This is a genomic window from Halobacterium sp. CBA1132 (genome assembly GCF_001485535.1).
GTDB lineage: Archaea > Halobacteriota > Halobacteria > Halobacteriales > Halobacteriaceae > Halobacterium.
Genome location: NZ_BCMZ01000001.1, coordinates 1,232,165 through 1,246,487 on the forward strand (window position 1 = coordinate 1,232,165; position 14,323 = coordinate 1,246,487).

Below are 14,323 nucleotides of genomic sequence, written 5' to 3' on the forward strand. Positions count from 1 at the left end.
ACAGTCAGGTGTCGGATTCGACCTCGGTGATTTCGAACCGGGCGCCGCCGTCCGACCCGTCGGTGGCCTCGATGCGCCAGTCGTGGCCGTCCGCGATCTGCTCGACGATGCTCAGACCGAAGCCGGTCCCATCCGGAGACGCCGAGTAGCCCGCTTCGAAGATGTCCTCGTGGTCGCCGTCGGGCACGCCGGAGCCGTCGTCCTCCACGTAGAACCCGTCGTCGAGGTCGCCGACCGTGATCGTGACGCCGGTGCCACCGTGTTCGGTGGCGTTCGCGAGGAGGTTCTCCGTGAGCTGTTGGAGGCGGCTCCGATCCGCCAGAACCCGCTGTGAGGTCTCGACCTGTAGCTCGGCGTCCGCGCTCGCGACGTGGCGCCACGCCTCCTCTGCGAGCGAATCGAGCGCCACTGGCTCCCGGTCGCGTGCCGCTTCGCCCTGCCGCGCCAGCGTGAGCACGTCCTCGATGAGACGGTCCATCCGACCCAGCGACTCGATTGCCTCCTCGACGTGTTCGCTGTCGCCGTCCGCCCGCGCGAGTTCCAGTCGCCCCTTCGCCACCGTGAGCGGGTTGCGGAGGTCGTGGCTGACCACGGACGCGAACTGTTCGAGTTGCTCCTCGCGGTGCTTCCGGTCCGTGATGTCTCGCGCGATGCTCAACGCCGCGCGCTCGCCGCGGTAGGAGACGAGACTCGAGCTGATTTCGACGGGAATCTCTCGCCCGTCGCTGGTCTCGTGGACGGTCTCGAACACCTGCGTCCCGTGGTCGGGCAGCCGATTGATGAGCGTCATCACCTCGCTCTCCTCGTGGGCCGCGTCGATGTCGGAGGGACTCATCGACAGGAGTTCGGCCCTCGAATACCCGGTCTCTTCGACGGCAGCGTCGTTGGCAGCGACGAACTCGCCGTCCGTGTCGATGACCCACGCCATGTCGTTCATCCCGTTGAACAGCGCCTCGTAGTCCTGTCGCGCCTGCTCTAGCTCCTGTTCTCGCTGCCGCTGCTCGGTGACGTCTTGGACGGCGCCCCGGAGCGACACCACCTCGCCGTCCTCGACGGCTGGCATCCCCTGAATGCGGAGCCACCCGACCTCGCCGTCCGGCCGTCGGAACCGCACGGTCACGTCGAACTGCTCTTGCCGTTCGCGCGCCCGCGAAATCGCGTCCTCGACAAGTTTCCGGTCGTCCTCGTGGTAGACGTCGAGCGCCTCGTCCAGCGGTGGTTCCTCGTCGCGGTCTACGCCGAGGATGTCGAAGAGGTGCTCGGTCCAGAACACCGCGGAGGACTCCGCGTCGATCTCCCAGCCGCCGACGTCCGCGATGCGTTCGGCTTGCTCGAGGAGGTCGTGGGCGCGTTCGAGTTCCGCCTTCCGCGCGTTCTTCCCGGAGATGTCGCGGCCGACGCCCGCGAACCCCAGTTCCGCCCCGTCGTCGTCGACGAGGCGAGTGATGACGAACTCGTAGGGCTGTCGTTCGCCGGCGTTCGTGAGGAGGTCGGCTTGCACCGTCGCGGTCCCCGTCTCCATCATCTCCTCGATGGCGTTCCGAATACGGCATCGCTGCTCGTCGGGAACGAACTCGACTGGCTCCATCTCCGCGACGGCGTCGTCGGGATAGCCCGTCACGTTCACGACTTGCTCGTTCCACCGGCGCATCTGGAAGTCCGTGTCGAAGACGAAGAAGACGTCGTCGAGCGCGTCCAGCGTCTGGTCGACGAACGCGCGCTCCTCGCGGAGTTCGCGCTCGTGGGTCTTCTGCTCGGTGATGTCCCGGACGAACCCGATGATTCGTTCGACGCCGCCGTCGTCCAGAATCGGCTTGCTGTCGGCGCGAACCCACCGCTGGTCGTCGTCCGGCCGCTGCACGCGGTACTCGATTTCCACCGCTTCGCCGTCGGAGACGCGCTCCAGCGCCCGCTGCACGTCGGGGCGGTCCGCGGGGTGAACGCGCTTCAGGAACGCCGTCGCGTCTGCTTCGAGTTCACTCGTCGACAGCCCCCAGATGTCCTCGAACGCGGAGTTGACGAACAGCACCTCGCTCCAGTCCGCGTCGAACATGTAGAGGATGTCGTCCGTTTTCCCCGCGAGCTGCGTGAGCTTCTCCTCTGTCGCCTCGACCTGCCGCCTGACGCGGGTCTGTTCGACGGCGTTGACGATGCGATTCGCGAGGACGGCGTACTGGCTGGTGCCGTCCTCCTTCTGGAGGTAGTCGGTGACGCCGGCAGATATCGCTTCGCTTGCAACGGCTTCGCTGCCCTTCCCCGTGAAGAGAATAAACGGGAGGTTCGGGCGCTGCTCGCGGACGGCTTCGAGGAACTCGATGCCGTTCTTCCCCGGCATGTCGTGGTCCGAGATGACGCAATCCACTCGATTCTCGCGGAGGTACGAGAGCCCCTCCGACGGACTCGTGGCCGTGTGTACGCTGAATCGATCGTCCCGGCGCGTGAGAAACTCCCGGGTCATGTCTGCGAACCCCGGCTCGTCATCGACGTGCAGAATCTGGATGCCGGCGGCCATCGGTCGCTCCTAGTTCCGCGGACACGTAAAATTATCCATATTTCGAACTCCCGGCTACTCTCGTCGCCGCTCCAAAACGGCTGTTGAGGTGCGAACGCGGCGCTCGCGTCGGGGAGAACGCACTCGTACCGGAAGCGATGGACAACGGTTATTTGCGGCGGCCGCGTTCGTGTTAACGTGAGTACTATTTCGCTGGCGGCTGCCCGACGCCACCCCGCACTGACGTTCGGCTGTGCGGGCGGCGTGTTCGCGCTCCTGTTCCTCTTCGCCGCGCCCGTCGGGGACTTCCTCGCGGGGCGCGCGTTCAGTCCGCCCTCCGGCCTCCTGTGGCTGTTCGTCGTCGGCGGACTGCTCGGCGGCGGACTGCTCGCACAGCTACTCTGGGGTCGACTGGGCGGCGCGCGTTCACCCCGACGCGGCGCGGCAGTCGGCGGACTCGTCGGTCTTCTCGCGCTCCCCGTCCCGTTCTACGTCCTCGAACTGGCCTACCTCGCGGTCCGCGGGAACCCCTTCGAGGGGGAATCAGGAGCATCGCCGATAGTTCAGGCGCTCACTGACCTCCTGTCGTTTATCTTCGTCCCGCTGTTCCTCGGCGCGTTGGGCGCGCTCGTCACGTTCGGCAGCACGGTCGTCGTCGGCGCGCTCGTCGGCTACGTCCTCGCCCGCGACTGAACGAGCGCGAACTCGGTCTGCTATTTGTGCTACCCATACAATACTAGGCTGTCGTTCGCCGGCCGTCGAGGACGCTCAACGTAGCAACTATGAGACGACTACTCGGCGAGAAGGGAGACGACTCATCGTCGGTGCGGCCAGATTAGCTCTCCGCGGACGGAGCGGGCCCGTCAGCCTGCTCGTACTTCGACTCGAACTCCTGGATGAGTTGCCCCATCTTCGCGTACCAGTCGTTGAGCATCCGCTGCATGTCGTCGGTAATCTGCCCGGGGTCGTTCGGCGAGTAGACGTGGTAGTAGCCGCCCTGCTCGTAGTTGATTTGCTCCTTCTCGATGAAGCCCGTCTGGAGGAGGCGCTGGACCGACCGGTACGCCGTCGAGCGCTCCCGGTCGACGGCCGCCGCGAGGTCGTCGACAGTCAGCGGTTCCTCGGCGTCGACCAGCGCTTGGAAGCACTCCCTGTCGAGTTCCTTGAGGCCGTGGAAACACTCCAGCAGCCCCTCGCACTCCATGTCCTGACGGAGCTGCTCGGACATCGAATCTGGCATTGTTGTCAACGCTACCTTCGGCCTATGGCGATAAAAGACTTGTGCGCGGTTCGTACAACCACACGCATACACGACGCGGATTCGCTGGTCTCAGCCTCGACCACAGATTACGGTTTCTTGCGGAGGTCCTCGTCGCGGAGTTCGCCTCTCGCGTGCCACGTCCGCGGGCGGAACGCAACCGCGACGGCGGCAGCGAAGGAGGCGACCACGGCCCCGACAACGACGATACCGGGAATCATCCCGATAGCGGCCGTCTGGAGCCACACCTCTGTCGAGAACGCGGTGATGCGGATGAACCACGCGAGGAGGAGCACCGCGAACAGCGGGAGGTAAATCCGCCGGAGGCGGTGCGCAATCGCTTCCTCCGCTGTAATCTTGATGGCGGGACTCCGGTAGTCCGCCGCGAGTTCGGCTCGCCAGTCCGCGTCGGCGGCGTTCTCACTCGGGTCGAGGCCGACCGACCAGACGTTCTCTTGGAGGGTGCGAACTCGGGAGCGCCAGATGTCGTAGCCGCGGTACCGGCGCGCCTCCACGACGAGGAAGACGCCCAGCGTCGCCAACCCCACGAGGATGATGTAGTGTGGGTTGTCCGGACTGGAGAACGCCCACGTGAGGATGGCCGCCATCACGATGACCGCCCAGTTGGTCGTCCGGTCGAGGCGCTCGCGCCAGAGTTTCATCCGGTGGACTTCCCCCCGGTAGAGGTGGGCCATCGCCGAACTCGGTCCCATGTTCTCGTCGAGCAGTCCGGCGCCGACGTCGCGGCGTTCCGACTCCGACGGATCGGAACGCGTCTCAGTGGTCTCGGTCATTCGTGAGTGTGGTCCGCGGTCGATGTCTGATTCGATTCGTTCGCATTGTTGCTGTAGGTACGCAGTCAGTCTGTCGTCGTCTCCGTGGTGTCGCGTTAGCTCCGGCTTCGCCAGTACCCCTGTAGGTACGCCCCGAGGAACATCCCGGCGAGCGCCCACAGGATGGCGACGTTCCCGATGCCGAGGCTCGCGTAGGCGGCGCCCGGACAGATGCCCGAGATCCCCCAGCCGACGCCGAATACGGTGCCGCCGACGAGGACGTTCCTGTCGAGGGACTTCAGTCGGCGCTGGAAGCTATCGCCGGTCAGCGGCGCGCGACCGAGCAGCCGCGGCGCGAGGAAGTACGCCGCGCCGGTCACAGCGGCGCCGCCGAACATCACGAACACCAGCCCGAAGTCCTCGAACTGGAGGAAGTCGAGAACGACCTCCGGTCGCGCCATCCGGCTGTACGCCAACCCGAAGCCGAAGATGAGGCCGCCGACCAGAATCAACGGCGCGAACGCGGGATGGCGCTCGGTTCCCGCTGACTCGTTCCGGGACGCACGCGTCTCGGGCACTACGGGCTCACCCCGAGTGCGGCGACCACTTGCGCGGTCACGATAGCGACCGAGAGGAACACGAAGACCCCCACGAGGGACGTCTTCGACGCCGAGCCGACGCCGCAGATACCGTGCCCGGACGTACAGCCCTTCCCGACGCGCGTGCCGACGCCGACGAAGACGCCGCCGACGAGCAGCCGCCACGGCTGCACGTCCGTCGTCCACGCGCCGCCTTGGAAGACGACCGCGTACACAGCCGCGCCGAGGACGATACCCAGCGTGAACACGAGCCGCCAGTCCCGCGACGCGACGTAGCGCTGGAACCGCGACTGGTCGGAGACGTACGACAGCGTCGACTCCAAGAACGTGCTCGCGCCGGCGCTGATGCCGGTGCCGAGGTAGATGACGACGGCGCCGAGGCCGACGAGCAGTCCGCCGATGGCGTAGCGACTGACACCGTTCGGGAACAGCTCGGCTGCCAGTTGGACGAGGAGTGGGTCAGTTACCATCGGCCGCCTCAGTCCCCCGCGAGCGAGTCTTGGCTCGCCGCGCAGTTGTTCGGGCCGAGTTCGAGCGTGAACGCTTCGTCGTCGCCGACGGCGTTCTGCCCGAGGTTTGTCGCGATGATATCCTCGTAGTTGGCCGGCCGCGGCGGCATGTCCGAGAGCACGAGGTCGACGAACTCGTCTTCCTCCATCGTGAGTGCGTCCATCTCCGCGACGAGGTCGCCGAGAGTGGCGGTGTACGTGCCGTCGTCCGCAGGGTCTGCGGTATCACTGAAGTGTGCGCCCCCGATCAGCGTGTCGTCGGGCAGCGTCAGCACGCGCTCCTGCAGGGACTCGTAGAGTGTGCGCGCGGCGTCGGGTGCGCCGTCGTCGCCCTCCTCCAAATCGGGGCGCGCGACGCTCTCGACGAACAGGCCGTCGCCGGTCGCGAGCAGGCTGTCGCCGACGAGGTAAGAGGTCATGCCGGTGGTGTGGCCGGGCGTGTAGACGGCCTCGATGGTCGCGTCCCCGACCTCGAAGGTGTCGCCGTCCGCGGCAGTAGTCAGGTCGTCTGCATACGTGACGCCGCGGTCGACGGCCGCTTCGGGGACGACGCCCTCGACACCTTCCTCGACGAGGTCACGCACGCCCGAGATGTGGTCGGCGTGAACGTGCGTGTCCAGCGCGTACTGCAGGTCGACGCCGAGTTCCTCGGCGTCCTGCCGAGCCTGCGAGGCAGGGCTCGCGGAACGGAGTTCCGCGGCGTCCGCGAGGTAGCGGTCGGTGAACGCGCGCAGCGGGTCGATAATCGCGGCTTCCCCGTCGTCGTAGAGGAGGTAGCCGAGACAGCCCGAGGAGGGGCGCTGGTACTGAACGAGCGTGCCGGGGCCGTCGTAGCCGGTGACTTCGACGGCGTCGTAGATGCGCGCCCAGCCGTTCATCCCGTCTCCGACGTGGTGGACGTCGTACCCGCGTTCCGCGAGCGTGCCCGCGACGTACTCGCTGGCGCCGCCCTTCGCGCACACGACGGTCACGTCGCGGTCGTCGGGAATGCGGTCGAGGACGTCCTCGTCGATGTCGTCGTCGAGGAACTGGAAGTACGGGACGTTGATCGAGGTGACGTTCTCGCCGTCGATGTGCCACTCCTCGTAGTCGGATTGCATCCGCGCGTCGAGGAGCGTGACGTCCTCGTCGGCGTCGATGCGGTCCTTCAGCGATTCCGGCTCGACCGACGCGACTTCGACGTCGGGAGTCGGGAAGTCATCAGCGTTCATGTCGTACAGTCGCTTCTACCGCCCTGATGCACAAAAGGATTTCCATAGTATTTCCTAAACTGAACAATACTACTTCGGTGGAAGAGAGATGTATTTCGGAAAATTAGCTAATATAGTTGATTTAGGGCCTATACCATCCATCACGGACTAGAGAGTAGTTTGTAGTCCATACAAGAACCAACAATCTTTTACTTGCGACGCGGATATTGTGTGGTAGCTCCAATACAACCCAACGGGGCAGACAAATCATGAGTGCAGAATACGACATCGCGGAGACGCTCGACGTGAAAGGCGCATCGTGTCCCATGCCTGTGGTGAAGACGAAGGGGGCAATCGACGACCTCGCTGCCGGCGACGTCCTCGAAGTGCTGGCCACGGATTCCGGCAGTATGAGCGACATCGACGGCTGGGCATCCGGAACGAGTGGCGTCGAACTCGTCGCCCAAGAGGAAGGCGACGACGTGTACAAACACTACGTGCGCAAGACGGAGTGACGATGAGCACGGACACATCCGACGCGTCGACGGACGACGCCCCCTCGCGCGCGGAACTCGCTGCACGCGTCGACGAACTCGAAGACGCGCTCGCCGACGCTACCGACGGCGACGACACCGAGAAGATGAGCATCATCTCCACGAAGGGCACCCTCGACATGGCGTACCCGCCGCTCATCCTCGCCAGCACCGCGGCCGCGTTCGGCTACGACGTGACCGTCTTCCACACGTTCTGGGGGCTGGAGATTCTCCACGAGGAGCGCTCGAAGAACCTCAAGCTCAGTTCCGTCGGCAACCCCAACATGCCGGTGCCGAACGCCGTCGCCGCGCTCCCCGGCATGGACCGCGTGACGACGAAGATGATGGAGAAGAAAATCGACGACAACGGCACCGCCTCCATCGAGGAACTGGTCGAGACCAGCCTCGACATGGGCGTGGAGTTCCAGGCCTGTCAGATGACCATCGACCTGCTGGATTACGACGAAGAGGACTTCTACGACGGCGTCACCGTCGGTGTCGGCGCGGCGACGGCCCTCCAAGACATGGCCGACGCGGACATCCAACTACTCGTCTGACCGAGCGAGCCTCGACGACGTTCGGCTCCGACACCTCGAATGGGCGGCACGCGGACACCGCTCCGACCGAGCTAGTCTTGCGTTTTCTATACAAGGGAAACGCGTGGGCCGGAGCGTTTCGAGGACGGCTACCGAGCGACTATCTCGCCCGCTTGTGGTCGCCACTCGTCGCCAATGTTCCTCCTTACCGAATGGTTCCGGGCAATTTTCGGTCGAAGGAGTTTTGTATTCCACGCCCAATATTCCACACGAGTTATGCTCCCTATCGACCCCGCAGACATCGACCCCGAGGACTACGGCGAGGCGCAGGCGACGCTGGAGATGGACCACGACGAGGCAGTCGAGCACGTGCGCGAGGTGTTCACGGACGCCGGGTTCGGCATCCCCGTGGAGTTCTCGCCCTCGGAGATGCTCAACGAGAAAGTCGACGCGGACCGCGACCCGTACTACGTGCTCGGCGCGTGCAACCCCGAGTTCGCCGACCGCGCGCTCGACGCGACCGACAACCGACTCGGCGCGCTGATGCCGTGCAACGTCGTCGTCTGGGAGGAAGCGCCCGGCCAACAGCGCGTCTACCACGTCTCGATTATGCGCATCGCACGCCTCCTCGGTCTCGACACCGACGAGGACGCCATGACCGACATCATCGCCGAAACCGGCGAACTCGTGGACGAAGCCTTCGAGAACCTCTGATGGGCCACCACACGTTCGACGCGTCCCGCGCCGACAAACTCGAAGACGCGGCGCGTCGGTACCGGTTCCTCTCGGCGGAGGAACTGCTCGGTGCGCTGGCGCTCGACCCGAGCGACACAGTCGTCGACCTCGGGAGCGGCACCGGCTTCTACACTGACGACGTCGCGCCCCACGCTCGAACAGTGTACGCGGTGGACGTGCAGGACGCGATGCGCGACTACTACCGCGAGAAGGGCGTCCCCGAGAACGTCGAACTCGTGACCAGCGGCGTCGACGAACTGCCCTTCGACACCGGGCGTCTCGACGCGGCGCTGTCCACGATGACCTACCACGAGTTCGCGAGCGCGGACGCCCACGACGAAATCGCGCGAGTGCTCGGTGACACCGGAACGCTCGTCGTCGCGGACTGGGCGGCCAGCGGCGACGGGGCCGCTGGCCCGCCACTCGAAGAACGTTTCGCCGCGACGGACGCGGCGGACGCGCTCCGCGACAGCGGGTTCGACGTCGAATCGCTGGCCGTTCGCCCCGAGACGTTCGTCGTGGTCGCGCACCCGAACTGAGCGAGTTCGCCGTCGTGGGGTGCTGTTCATCGACTACGTAGGGCGACCGGTACCCGCCCGCTGTTTCCCCGCTCACGGACGGCCTGCTCTCCTCGAACGCGGGCGGGTTCGTCTCCCGGCACCTCGCCGACACCGGCTACAGCGCCGTCGAACTCACCGGCAACAGCGACAGCCTCCTCGTCGTCCACGTCCGCGACGACGGCACCGTCCCGAACGCAGCGCAGTCCACCTAACACTCGATAGTGCGACTCACTAGGACGACACGCAACCGGGAGTGAAACCATACCTATCTTGTCTCTATATTATCTCTGACAATCTAATATACTGCTCTTTCGAGTGCTGTTCTCCACGACGTAACGAGAGCAGTTCGAACCACAGTCCAGGTGCGTTCGAGAACACGAATCGCCAGTAGAAGCGCGTAACGGCCCTATTTTGGCACCTCGTTTCTAGCTTCGGTCGTCGAACGCCTCGAAACTGCGGCGACCGAACATTCTGAGTTAGTGAGCGGCGGAAAGATATATCAATACGGTTTTCAAGCCGTCTTGCTGAGACAACGCGGTTCTAAGCCGAGTTCAGAGGGGGACAGCCGCGGACCGCTGCGGCAGACGAGTCGAGGCTCGATACCGGTTGTTCTAAACCGAAATTATCGGTTCGAAAGATAGTATATTGAGATGGTAGTTATGTGGCCGAATCGGGATACAGATGCCGTAGTTGCGCGAGTGCCAGTCCCAACTCGGTAGTTTTCGCAGCCGGTCCCGGACTGCACCTAGAAGTTCATGATGCCCTTGTAGAGTTCCTCGACCGTCAGGTGGTCGCTCTCGACGTTCTGTTCGACGTCCCGGTAGAACTGCTCGCGCTCGTCCGCGACGCTGTCGCTCACCTCGAAGTCGTTGGTCTCGTAGAACGCCGAGGTGGCGCCCATGTTCCGCATGACGGTGTAGAAGTCCGGCAGCGCGAAGACGTCCAGTTCCGCGAAGTCGTCGTCGGCCACGTCGACATTCCAGTTGAACCCGTATCGGTCGAACTCCTCGGCGACGCTGTCCGTGCGGGGGCTGACATCAAGCGACGCCACGGCCTGCCAGAACTCGGTTTCGCCCGACGCGTACTCGTAGTGGATACCGACGAAGTCGCGGATGGACTCCCACGTGCGGCGGACCGTCTCGTTGAACGCCGACCGAATCGCGTCGTCGGCGACACGGCCGTGCGAGGACAGCAGGTTCGCGAACCGCACCGCCAGCGACGCGTTCGCGGTGAGCGCGGTCGACTGTAGCGGTTCGACGAACCCCTGGGCGTTCCCGATAGTCACGCAGTTCTGTACCCACGCGCGGTCGTAGTAGCCGGACTCGAAGTCGTACCTGTCGACATCCGCTTCAGTGACGATTGGGGCGTCGGAATCGTCGCCGGGAGCGACGTCCGCGACGAACTCGCGGAACTCCGCCATCGCCGTCTGCTCGTCGGCGTACTCGGTGGCGAAGACGTACCCGAGGTCGCGGTTGTCGTACGTGTCGATCTGCCAGAACCACCCGTGGTCGCCAGTCTCGACGACCGTCGCCGGAACCACGTCGGACAGCGAACGGTCGATGCGGACGTTGAGCGCCGCGTCCAGCGGGAACTCGAAGTCCCGGAACACGGCGTCCTGCTCGCGCCGGAGGACGCGGTTGAACCCGGTCGCGTCGACGTAGAGGTCCGCCTCGTAGCGCTGCTGTTCGCTGTGCACGGCGTCGATGCGCGATTCAGTCGTCTCGACGTCGGTGATTTCGTCGTCGACAAGCGAGATTCCGCGCTCCCGGCAGCGCTGGCGCAGGAACCCGTTGAATCGCTCGGTGTCGAGGTGGTAGGCGACCTTGTCGTACTTGTCGAGGTCGCCGCCGGGGCCGTAGTACCACGGCGACTTGCCCTGTGCGAGAATCTGCTCGCCCCTCGTGCGGTGGTCGGGGTTGTCGTAGCTCTCGTCGTAGTGGTGGTAGAAGTGTTCGACGGCGTTCGGCGTGTTTGCATCCGGGTACTTCGCCGGCGCGTCGAACGGGAACTGGAAGGCCGGGTAGTCACACCAGTCGCGGAAGTACACCGACGCCTTCCATATCGGCTTCACCGCGGAGATGAACTCGTGTTCGTCCAGTTCGAGCGCGCCGTGGAGGATGTTCTGGATTTCGCGGTACGTGCTCTTCCCGACCTGTGGAATCTCCGTTTGGAAGTCGTCGACGACGGAGACGGCCACGCTCGGGTTCATCTGCTGGATACCGAGCGCCGTCAGTAGCCCGACGTCGCCGCCGCCCACGATAGTTACGTCGTCTACCGTCTCGTTCATCGGTACCAAACACCCCGTGGTTGCGGACAATAGCTCCGACGGTTCTATCCGAGAGTGTGTAATCGAAAATAAGTCGCGGCCAGCGGCCGCCCCTCAGGTGGCTGGTCGAACGATTACAGTCGCGGGGAGTTCGTGGACCCGGGCGACGCCGAGCGCTCGAAACTCACCGTCTCGCGGGTCCGCGCGACAGCCGTCAGCACGGGGTACGTCCACGGTTCGTCGTCGTAGAGCAGGGCACACACGGAGTGCTCGTCGAACTGCGGGACGGAGTCGCGCTCGCGTATCGTCCGCTGTCGGTGGCGTGCGACGTCGTCGAGGCGTTCGGTGAACGATTCGCAGTGCCACTCGGGAATTATCGTCGTGTCGAGCGGACCGAAGACCTCCGCGAGCGCGCTTCTCGCGGACTCGATTGACTGGGCTTCGTCGTCGAGTGTGTCGAGGAAGTTATCGCGTCGGGAGAGCGCGCGTGCGGTCTTCACGCCGAGTTTCTGCTTGTACGGCGCGGACAACGACATCGACGACTCGGGACGGAGGCCGTCGGCGACTTCCGGGCCGAACTCGCCCGCGAGGTGTTCGAGGAGTGATTCGTCGTAGACGTCGTCGTAGTGTGGCGTGTCCAGTACGGTCTCGCGGAACGCAGTTCGCACCCGTTGGATTCTGTCGGTCGTCGCCGTGTCGCTGGTGAACCGCGTCGCTCGGTCCGGCGGCGTCGGCGGCGCGGAGTCGATGGCCGCCAAGCGCTCGCTGAACTCCCGGTAGGCGTCCCGCTCGGCTCTCACTTCGGTTCGTTCCTCGTCGACGACCCGCGCGGCCGTCGAGACCGGTGCGAGGACGTACTGCTGTAGGGACCGGACGAAGTACTGTGGGTTCTGCTCGCGCTCCGCGTCGCTCATACGTGTGTCATGGGACACCGCAGCACAAAAATCTACTGACGGCGTGAAAGCCGAGCCGGATTCCGCGTTGCTAGCGGGATTCGTGGTTGAGTCGGTCGGATTCGAAGAATTCCAAAACGGTACCCCGTTTCGAAGTAATATTCTTCGCCGAAGTCCCCGCCTTCAACAGGCTTATTAAACTCTCTCGCGGACGGTAACACAGAATGGTAGGGCAACGTAGCGTCCCGACGCCGACAGGGTACCCGGACCCGGAGACAGCCGAGCACGTCACGTACAATCCGTCCGTGGACGCGCTCCGAGAGTACTCCGCGCACGTCGAGACGACGACGGAGTACGGCGCGCCGTCGTACGTCAGCGACTACCGCTCTCGCAGCGCCGACCGGACCGCGAACGCCGTCGACGCCGACTTCGACGACGCCGACTTCTCGGTCTTCGAGACGGGGCTTGACTGGGTGCGGAACCCGGACAACGACGTGATCTGTGTCGACCGTGTCGTCGGTCGCCACTCCGATTCGTCGTACGTCTGCCGGCTGTTCCTCCCGAAGGAGTACGGCCGCATCGCGCTGTCGTGGGCGAAACTGCTGGAGCCCTCGGAGGGCGTCGAACCCGACTTCGTCACGGTCCAACTCCCGGACGCGACCGACGAGCCGAAGATTCGCGTCCACCCCGACAACGGCGTCACGACCGTGCTGGGCAGCGATTACACGGGCGAGGCGAAGAAGTCGTTCCTGCGCTTGTTCATGCTGCGCGCCAAAGAACAGGGCGGACTGGGCCTCCACGCCGGCAGCAAGCGCGTCACCCTTGACGACGAGGATGGCCACCGCGAAGTCGGCCAGCTTTTCTTGGGTCTCTCCGGCACCGGAAAGTCCACGCTCACCAGCCACGGCCTGTGGTTGGACGACCCGGAGGGCGTCGAGATGATTCAAGACGACGTCTGCGCACTCCTGCCCAACGGGACCGTCGCGGGCAGCGAGGGCGGCGGTCTCTACATCAAGACCATCGGCCTCGACGGCGACGAGCAACCCGAACTCCACGACGCCGCCACCGACGAGAGCGCCGTCCTCGAGAACGTCGCCGTCGACGACGACGGCACGGTTCACTTCGACGAACCGCGCTACGGCCGCAACGCCCGCGCCGTCGTCCAGCGTGACCACCTCCAGAGCGCCGCTGACGGCATTGACTTGGAGAGCGTCGACCAGGTGTTTTTCATCACGCGGAATCCGCTGATGCCGCCAATCGCGAAGCTCAGCGACGAGCAGGCGGCCGTCGCGTTCATGCTCGGTGAGTCCGTCGAAACCAGCGCCGGCGACCCCTCTCGTGTGGGTGAGTCCATCCGCGTCGTCGGCACGAACCCGTTCATCGTCGGCTCCGAGGGCGCGGAAGGGAATCGCTTTCGGGACCTCATCGCGGACCTCGACGTCCAGTGTTACGTCATCAACACGGGCGTCGTCGGGACGGACGACCCCGAGGACGTCGGCGTCGAAGAGACCGTCGCGGTCCTCGAAGGCGTCGCTCGCGGGAGCATCGAGTGGACCGACGACGACGCGCTCGACCTGACTGTTCCCAGCGACGTGCCGGGTATCGACATCGAGCAGTTCAGCGTGCCCGACCGCGTCGAGGACTTCCAGACCGCACAGACGGACCTCCGCGAGGAGCGCCTGACCTACCTCGACCAGTTCGACGACCTCGACGACGACATCCGCGACGCGACCTACTGAGAGCGCTCCCGCTGGGCGCCTCGTTCGGCGCTATCAGTCGGAGCCGTGTTTCGGGGCGTGGCCGCAGTCTCGGCAGACGAGTGAGCCGTGTTCTCTCGTTACGTCGCTGCTGCACTGGGGGCACTTCCAACGCATACGTGCCGCTTGTTCGACAGACACCTTATACGTTGTCGTTGATTGTCGATGACTGAGAGTTATCCCCGCGAGCGCGACTGACGATGCGGCAGCCCTCTTTTCGGCC

The 14,323-nt window shown here is 64.8% G+C and carries 14 protein-coding genes and 1 pseudogene; 7 read left to right on the top strand and 8 right to left on the bottom strand.

Annotated features, from left to right (window positions below; genetic code table 11):
• Nucleotides 1–4: 4 nt before the first annotated feature.
• Nucleotides 5–2,512, bottom strand: a complete 2,508-nt coding sequence (locus tag AVZ66_RS06460) for a PAS domain S-box protein (RefSeq protein ID WP_058982936.1) — start codon at nucleotides 2,510–2,512, stop codon at nucleotides 5–7.
• A gap of 177 nt (nucleotides 2,513–2,689) precedes the next feature.
• Between AVZ66_RS06460 and AVZ66_RS06465 the strand changes: the two genes are divergently transcribed.
• The gene (locus AVZ66_RS06465) at nucleotides 2,690–3,184 is read left to right on the top strand and encodes a hypothetical protein (protein WP_058982939.1); all 495 of its coding nucleotides are present in this window, start codon (nucleotides 2,690–2,692) and stop codon (nucleotides 3,182–3,184) included.
• 142 nt (nucleotides 3,185–3,326) lie between these two features.
• On the opposite strand, the gene AVZ66_RS06470 is transcribed toward AVZ66_RS06465, so the two are convergent.
• The 5 genes from AVZ66_RS06470 to AVZ66_RS06490 all read right to left on the bottom strand — a co-directional run bounded on the left by AVZ66_RS06470 (nucleotide 3,327) and on the right by AVZ66_RS06490 (nucleotide 6,841).
• Entirely contained in the window at nucleotides 3,327–3,731 is a 405-nt protein-coding gene (locus AVZ66_RS06470) for a helix-turn-helix domain-containing protein (RefSeq protein ID WP_058982941.1), read from the bottom strand.
• Between the two features lie 107 nt (nucleotides 3,732–3,838).
• Entirely contained in the window at nucleotides 3,839–4,543 is a 705-nt protein-coding gene (locus AVZ66_RS06475) for a DUF2270 domain-containing protein (RefSeq protein ID WP_058982943.1), read from the bottom strand.
• 95 nt (nucleotides 4,544–4,638) lie between these two features.
• Nucleotides 4,639–5,100: a YeeE/YedE family protein gene (locus tag AVZ66_RS06480; protein ID WP_058982945.1), complete on the bottom strand. Its 462-nt coding sequence runs from the start codon at nucleotides 5,098–5,100 to the stop codon at nucleotides 4,639–4,641.
• On the bottom strand, nucleotides 5,100–5,591 hold the full coding sequence (locus AVZ66_RS06485; RefSeq protein WP_058982947.1) for a YeeE/YedE family protein: 492 nt from the start codon (nucleotides 5,589–5,591) through the stop codon (nucleotides 5,100–5,102). The genes AVZ66_RS06480 and AVZ66_RS06485 overlap by 1 nt, the downstream gene beginning before the upstream one ends.
• Nucleotides 5,592–5,599: 8 nt before the next feature.
• A complete protein-coding gene (locus tag AVZ66_RS06490; RefSeq protein WP_058982949.1) occupies nucleotides 5,600–6,841 on the bottom strand; it encodes an MBL fold metallo-hydrolase in 1,242 nt (413 codons plus the stop codon).
• 248 nt (nucleotides 6,842–7,089) lie between these two features.
• Here AVZ66_RS06490 and AVZ66_RS06495 point away from each other — a divergent pair, with 248 nt between their 5' ends.
• From AVZ66_RS06495 to AVZ66_RS16195, 5 genes and pseudogenes are all read left to right on the top strand, one after another.
• Complete coding sequence (locus AVZ66_RS06495; protein ID WP_058982951.1) at nucleotides 7,090–7,335, top strand: sulfurtransferase TusA family protein; 246 nt, start codon at nucleotides 7,090–7,092, stop codon at nucleotides 7,333–7,335.
• A gap of 2 nt (nucleotides 7,336–7,337) precedes the next feature.
• Entirely contained in the window at nucleotides 7,338–7,910 is a 573-nt protein-coding gene (locus tag AVZ66_RS06500; protein ID WP_058982953.1) for a DsrE/DsrF/DrsH-like family protein, read from the top strand.
• Nucleotides 7,911–8,165: 255 nt separating this feature from the next.
• Nucleotides 8,166–8,603, top strand: coding sequence for a DUF302 domain-containing protein (locus AVZ66_RS06505; protein ID WP_058982955.1), 438 nt, complete (start codon nucleotides 8,166–8,168; stop codon nucleotides 8,601–8,603).
• Nucleotides 8,603–9,163, top strand: a complete 561-nt coding sequence (locus tag AVZ66_RS06510; RefSeq protein WP_058982957.1) for a class I SAM-dependent methyltransferase — start codon at nucleotides 8,603–8,605, stop codon at nucleotides 9,161–9,163. The genes AVZ66_RS06505 and AVZ66_RS06510 overlap by 1 nt, the downstream gene beginning before the upstream one ends.
• A 62-nt stretch (nucleotides 9,164–9,225) precedes the next feature.
• A pseudogene (locus AVZ66_RS16195) lies at nucleotides 9,226–9,393 on the top strand (aldehyde ferredoxin oxidoreductase N-terminal domain-containing protein); the annotation flags it as partial.
• Between the two features lie 536 nt (nucleotides 9,394–9,929).
• On the opposite strand, the gene AVZ66_RS06515 reads toward AVZ66_RS16195, so the two are convergent.
• Together AVZ66_RS06515 and AVZ66_RS06520 are read right to left on the bottom strand one after the other, a co-directional pair.
• The gene (locus AVZ66_RS06515) at nucleotides 9,930–11,471 is read right to left on the bottom strand and encodes an FAD-dependent oxidoreductase (RefSeq protein WP_058982959.1); all 1,542 of its coding nucleotides are present in this window, start codon (nucleotides 11,469–11,471) and stop codon (nucleotides 9,930–9,932) included.
• 113 nt (nucleotides 11,472–11,584) lie between these two features.
• Nucleotides 11,585–12,364 (bottom strand): hypothetical protein, encoded by a 780-nt coding sequence (locus tag AVZ66_RS06520; RefSeq protein ID WP_058982961.1) that lies wholly within the window; start codon nucleotides 12,362–12,364, stop codon nucleotides 11,585–11,587.
• Between the two features lie 203 nt (nucleotides 12,365–12,567).
• Between AVZ66_RS06520 and AVZ66_RS06525 the strand changes: the two genes are divergently transcribed.
• Nucleotides 12,568–14,082, top strand: coding sequence for a phosphoenolpyruvate carboxykinase (ATP) (locus tag AVZ66_RS06525; protein WP_058982963.1), 1,515 nt, complete (start codon nucleotides 12,568–12,570; stop codon nucleotides 14,080–14,082).
• Nucleotides 14,083–14,323 lie beyond the last annotated feature (241 nt).

Coding starts and splice junctions, on each gene's coding strand:
- AVZ66_RS06500 (WP_058982953.1), top strand. CDS start 7,338: ATGAGCACGGACACATCCGACGCGTCGACGGACGACGCCCCCTCGCGC.
- AVZ66_RS06460 (WP_058982936.1), bottom strand. CDS start 2,512: ATGGCCGCCGGCATCCAGATTCTGCACGTCGATGACGAGCCGGGGTTC.
- AVZ66_RS06505 (WP_058982955.1), top strand. CDS start 8,166: ATGCTCCCTATCGACCCCGCAGACATCGACCCCGAGGACTACGGCGAG.
- AVZ66_RS06495 (WP_058982951.1), top strand. CDS start 7,090: ATGAGTGCAGAATACGACATCGCGGAGACGCTCGACGTGAAAGGCGCA.
- AVZ66_RS06470 (WP_058982941.1), bottom strand. CDS start 3,731: ATGCCAGATTCGATGTCCGAGCAGCTCCGTCAGGACATGGAGTGCGAG.
- AVZ66_RS06510 (WP_058982957.1), top strand. CDS start 8,603: ATGGGCCACCACACGTTCGACGCGTCCCGCGCCGACAAACTCGAAGAC.
- AVZ66_RS06490 (WP_058982949.1), bottom strand. CDS start 6,841: ATGAACGCTGATGACTTCCCGACTCCCGACGTCGAAGTCGCGTCGGTC.
- AVZ66_RS06475 (WP_058982943.1), bottom strand. CDS start 4,543: ATGACCGAGACCACTGAGACGCGTTCCGATCCGTCGGAGTCGGAACGC.
- AVZ66_RS06515 (WP_058982959.1), bottom strand. CDS start 11,471: ATGAACGAGACGGTAGACGACGTAACTATCGTGGGCGGCGGCGACGTC.
- AVZ66_RS06485 (WP_058982947.1), bottom strand. CDS start 5,591: ATGGTAACTGACCCACTCCTCGTCCAACTGGCAGCCGAGCTGTTCCCG.
- AVZ66_RS06520 (WP_058982961.1), bottom strand. CDS start 12,364: ATGAGCGACGCGGAGCGCGAGCAGAACCCACAGTACTTCGTCCGGTCC.
- AVZ66_RS06525 (WP_058982963.1), top strand. CDS start 12,568: ATGGTAGGGCAACGTAGCGTCCCGACGCCGACAGGGTACCCGGACCCG.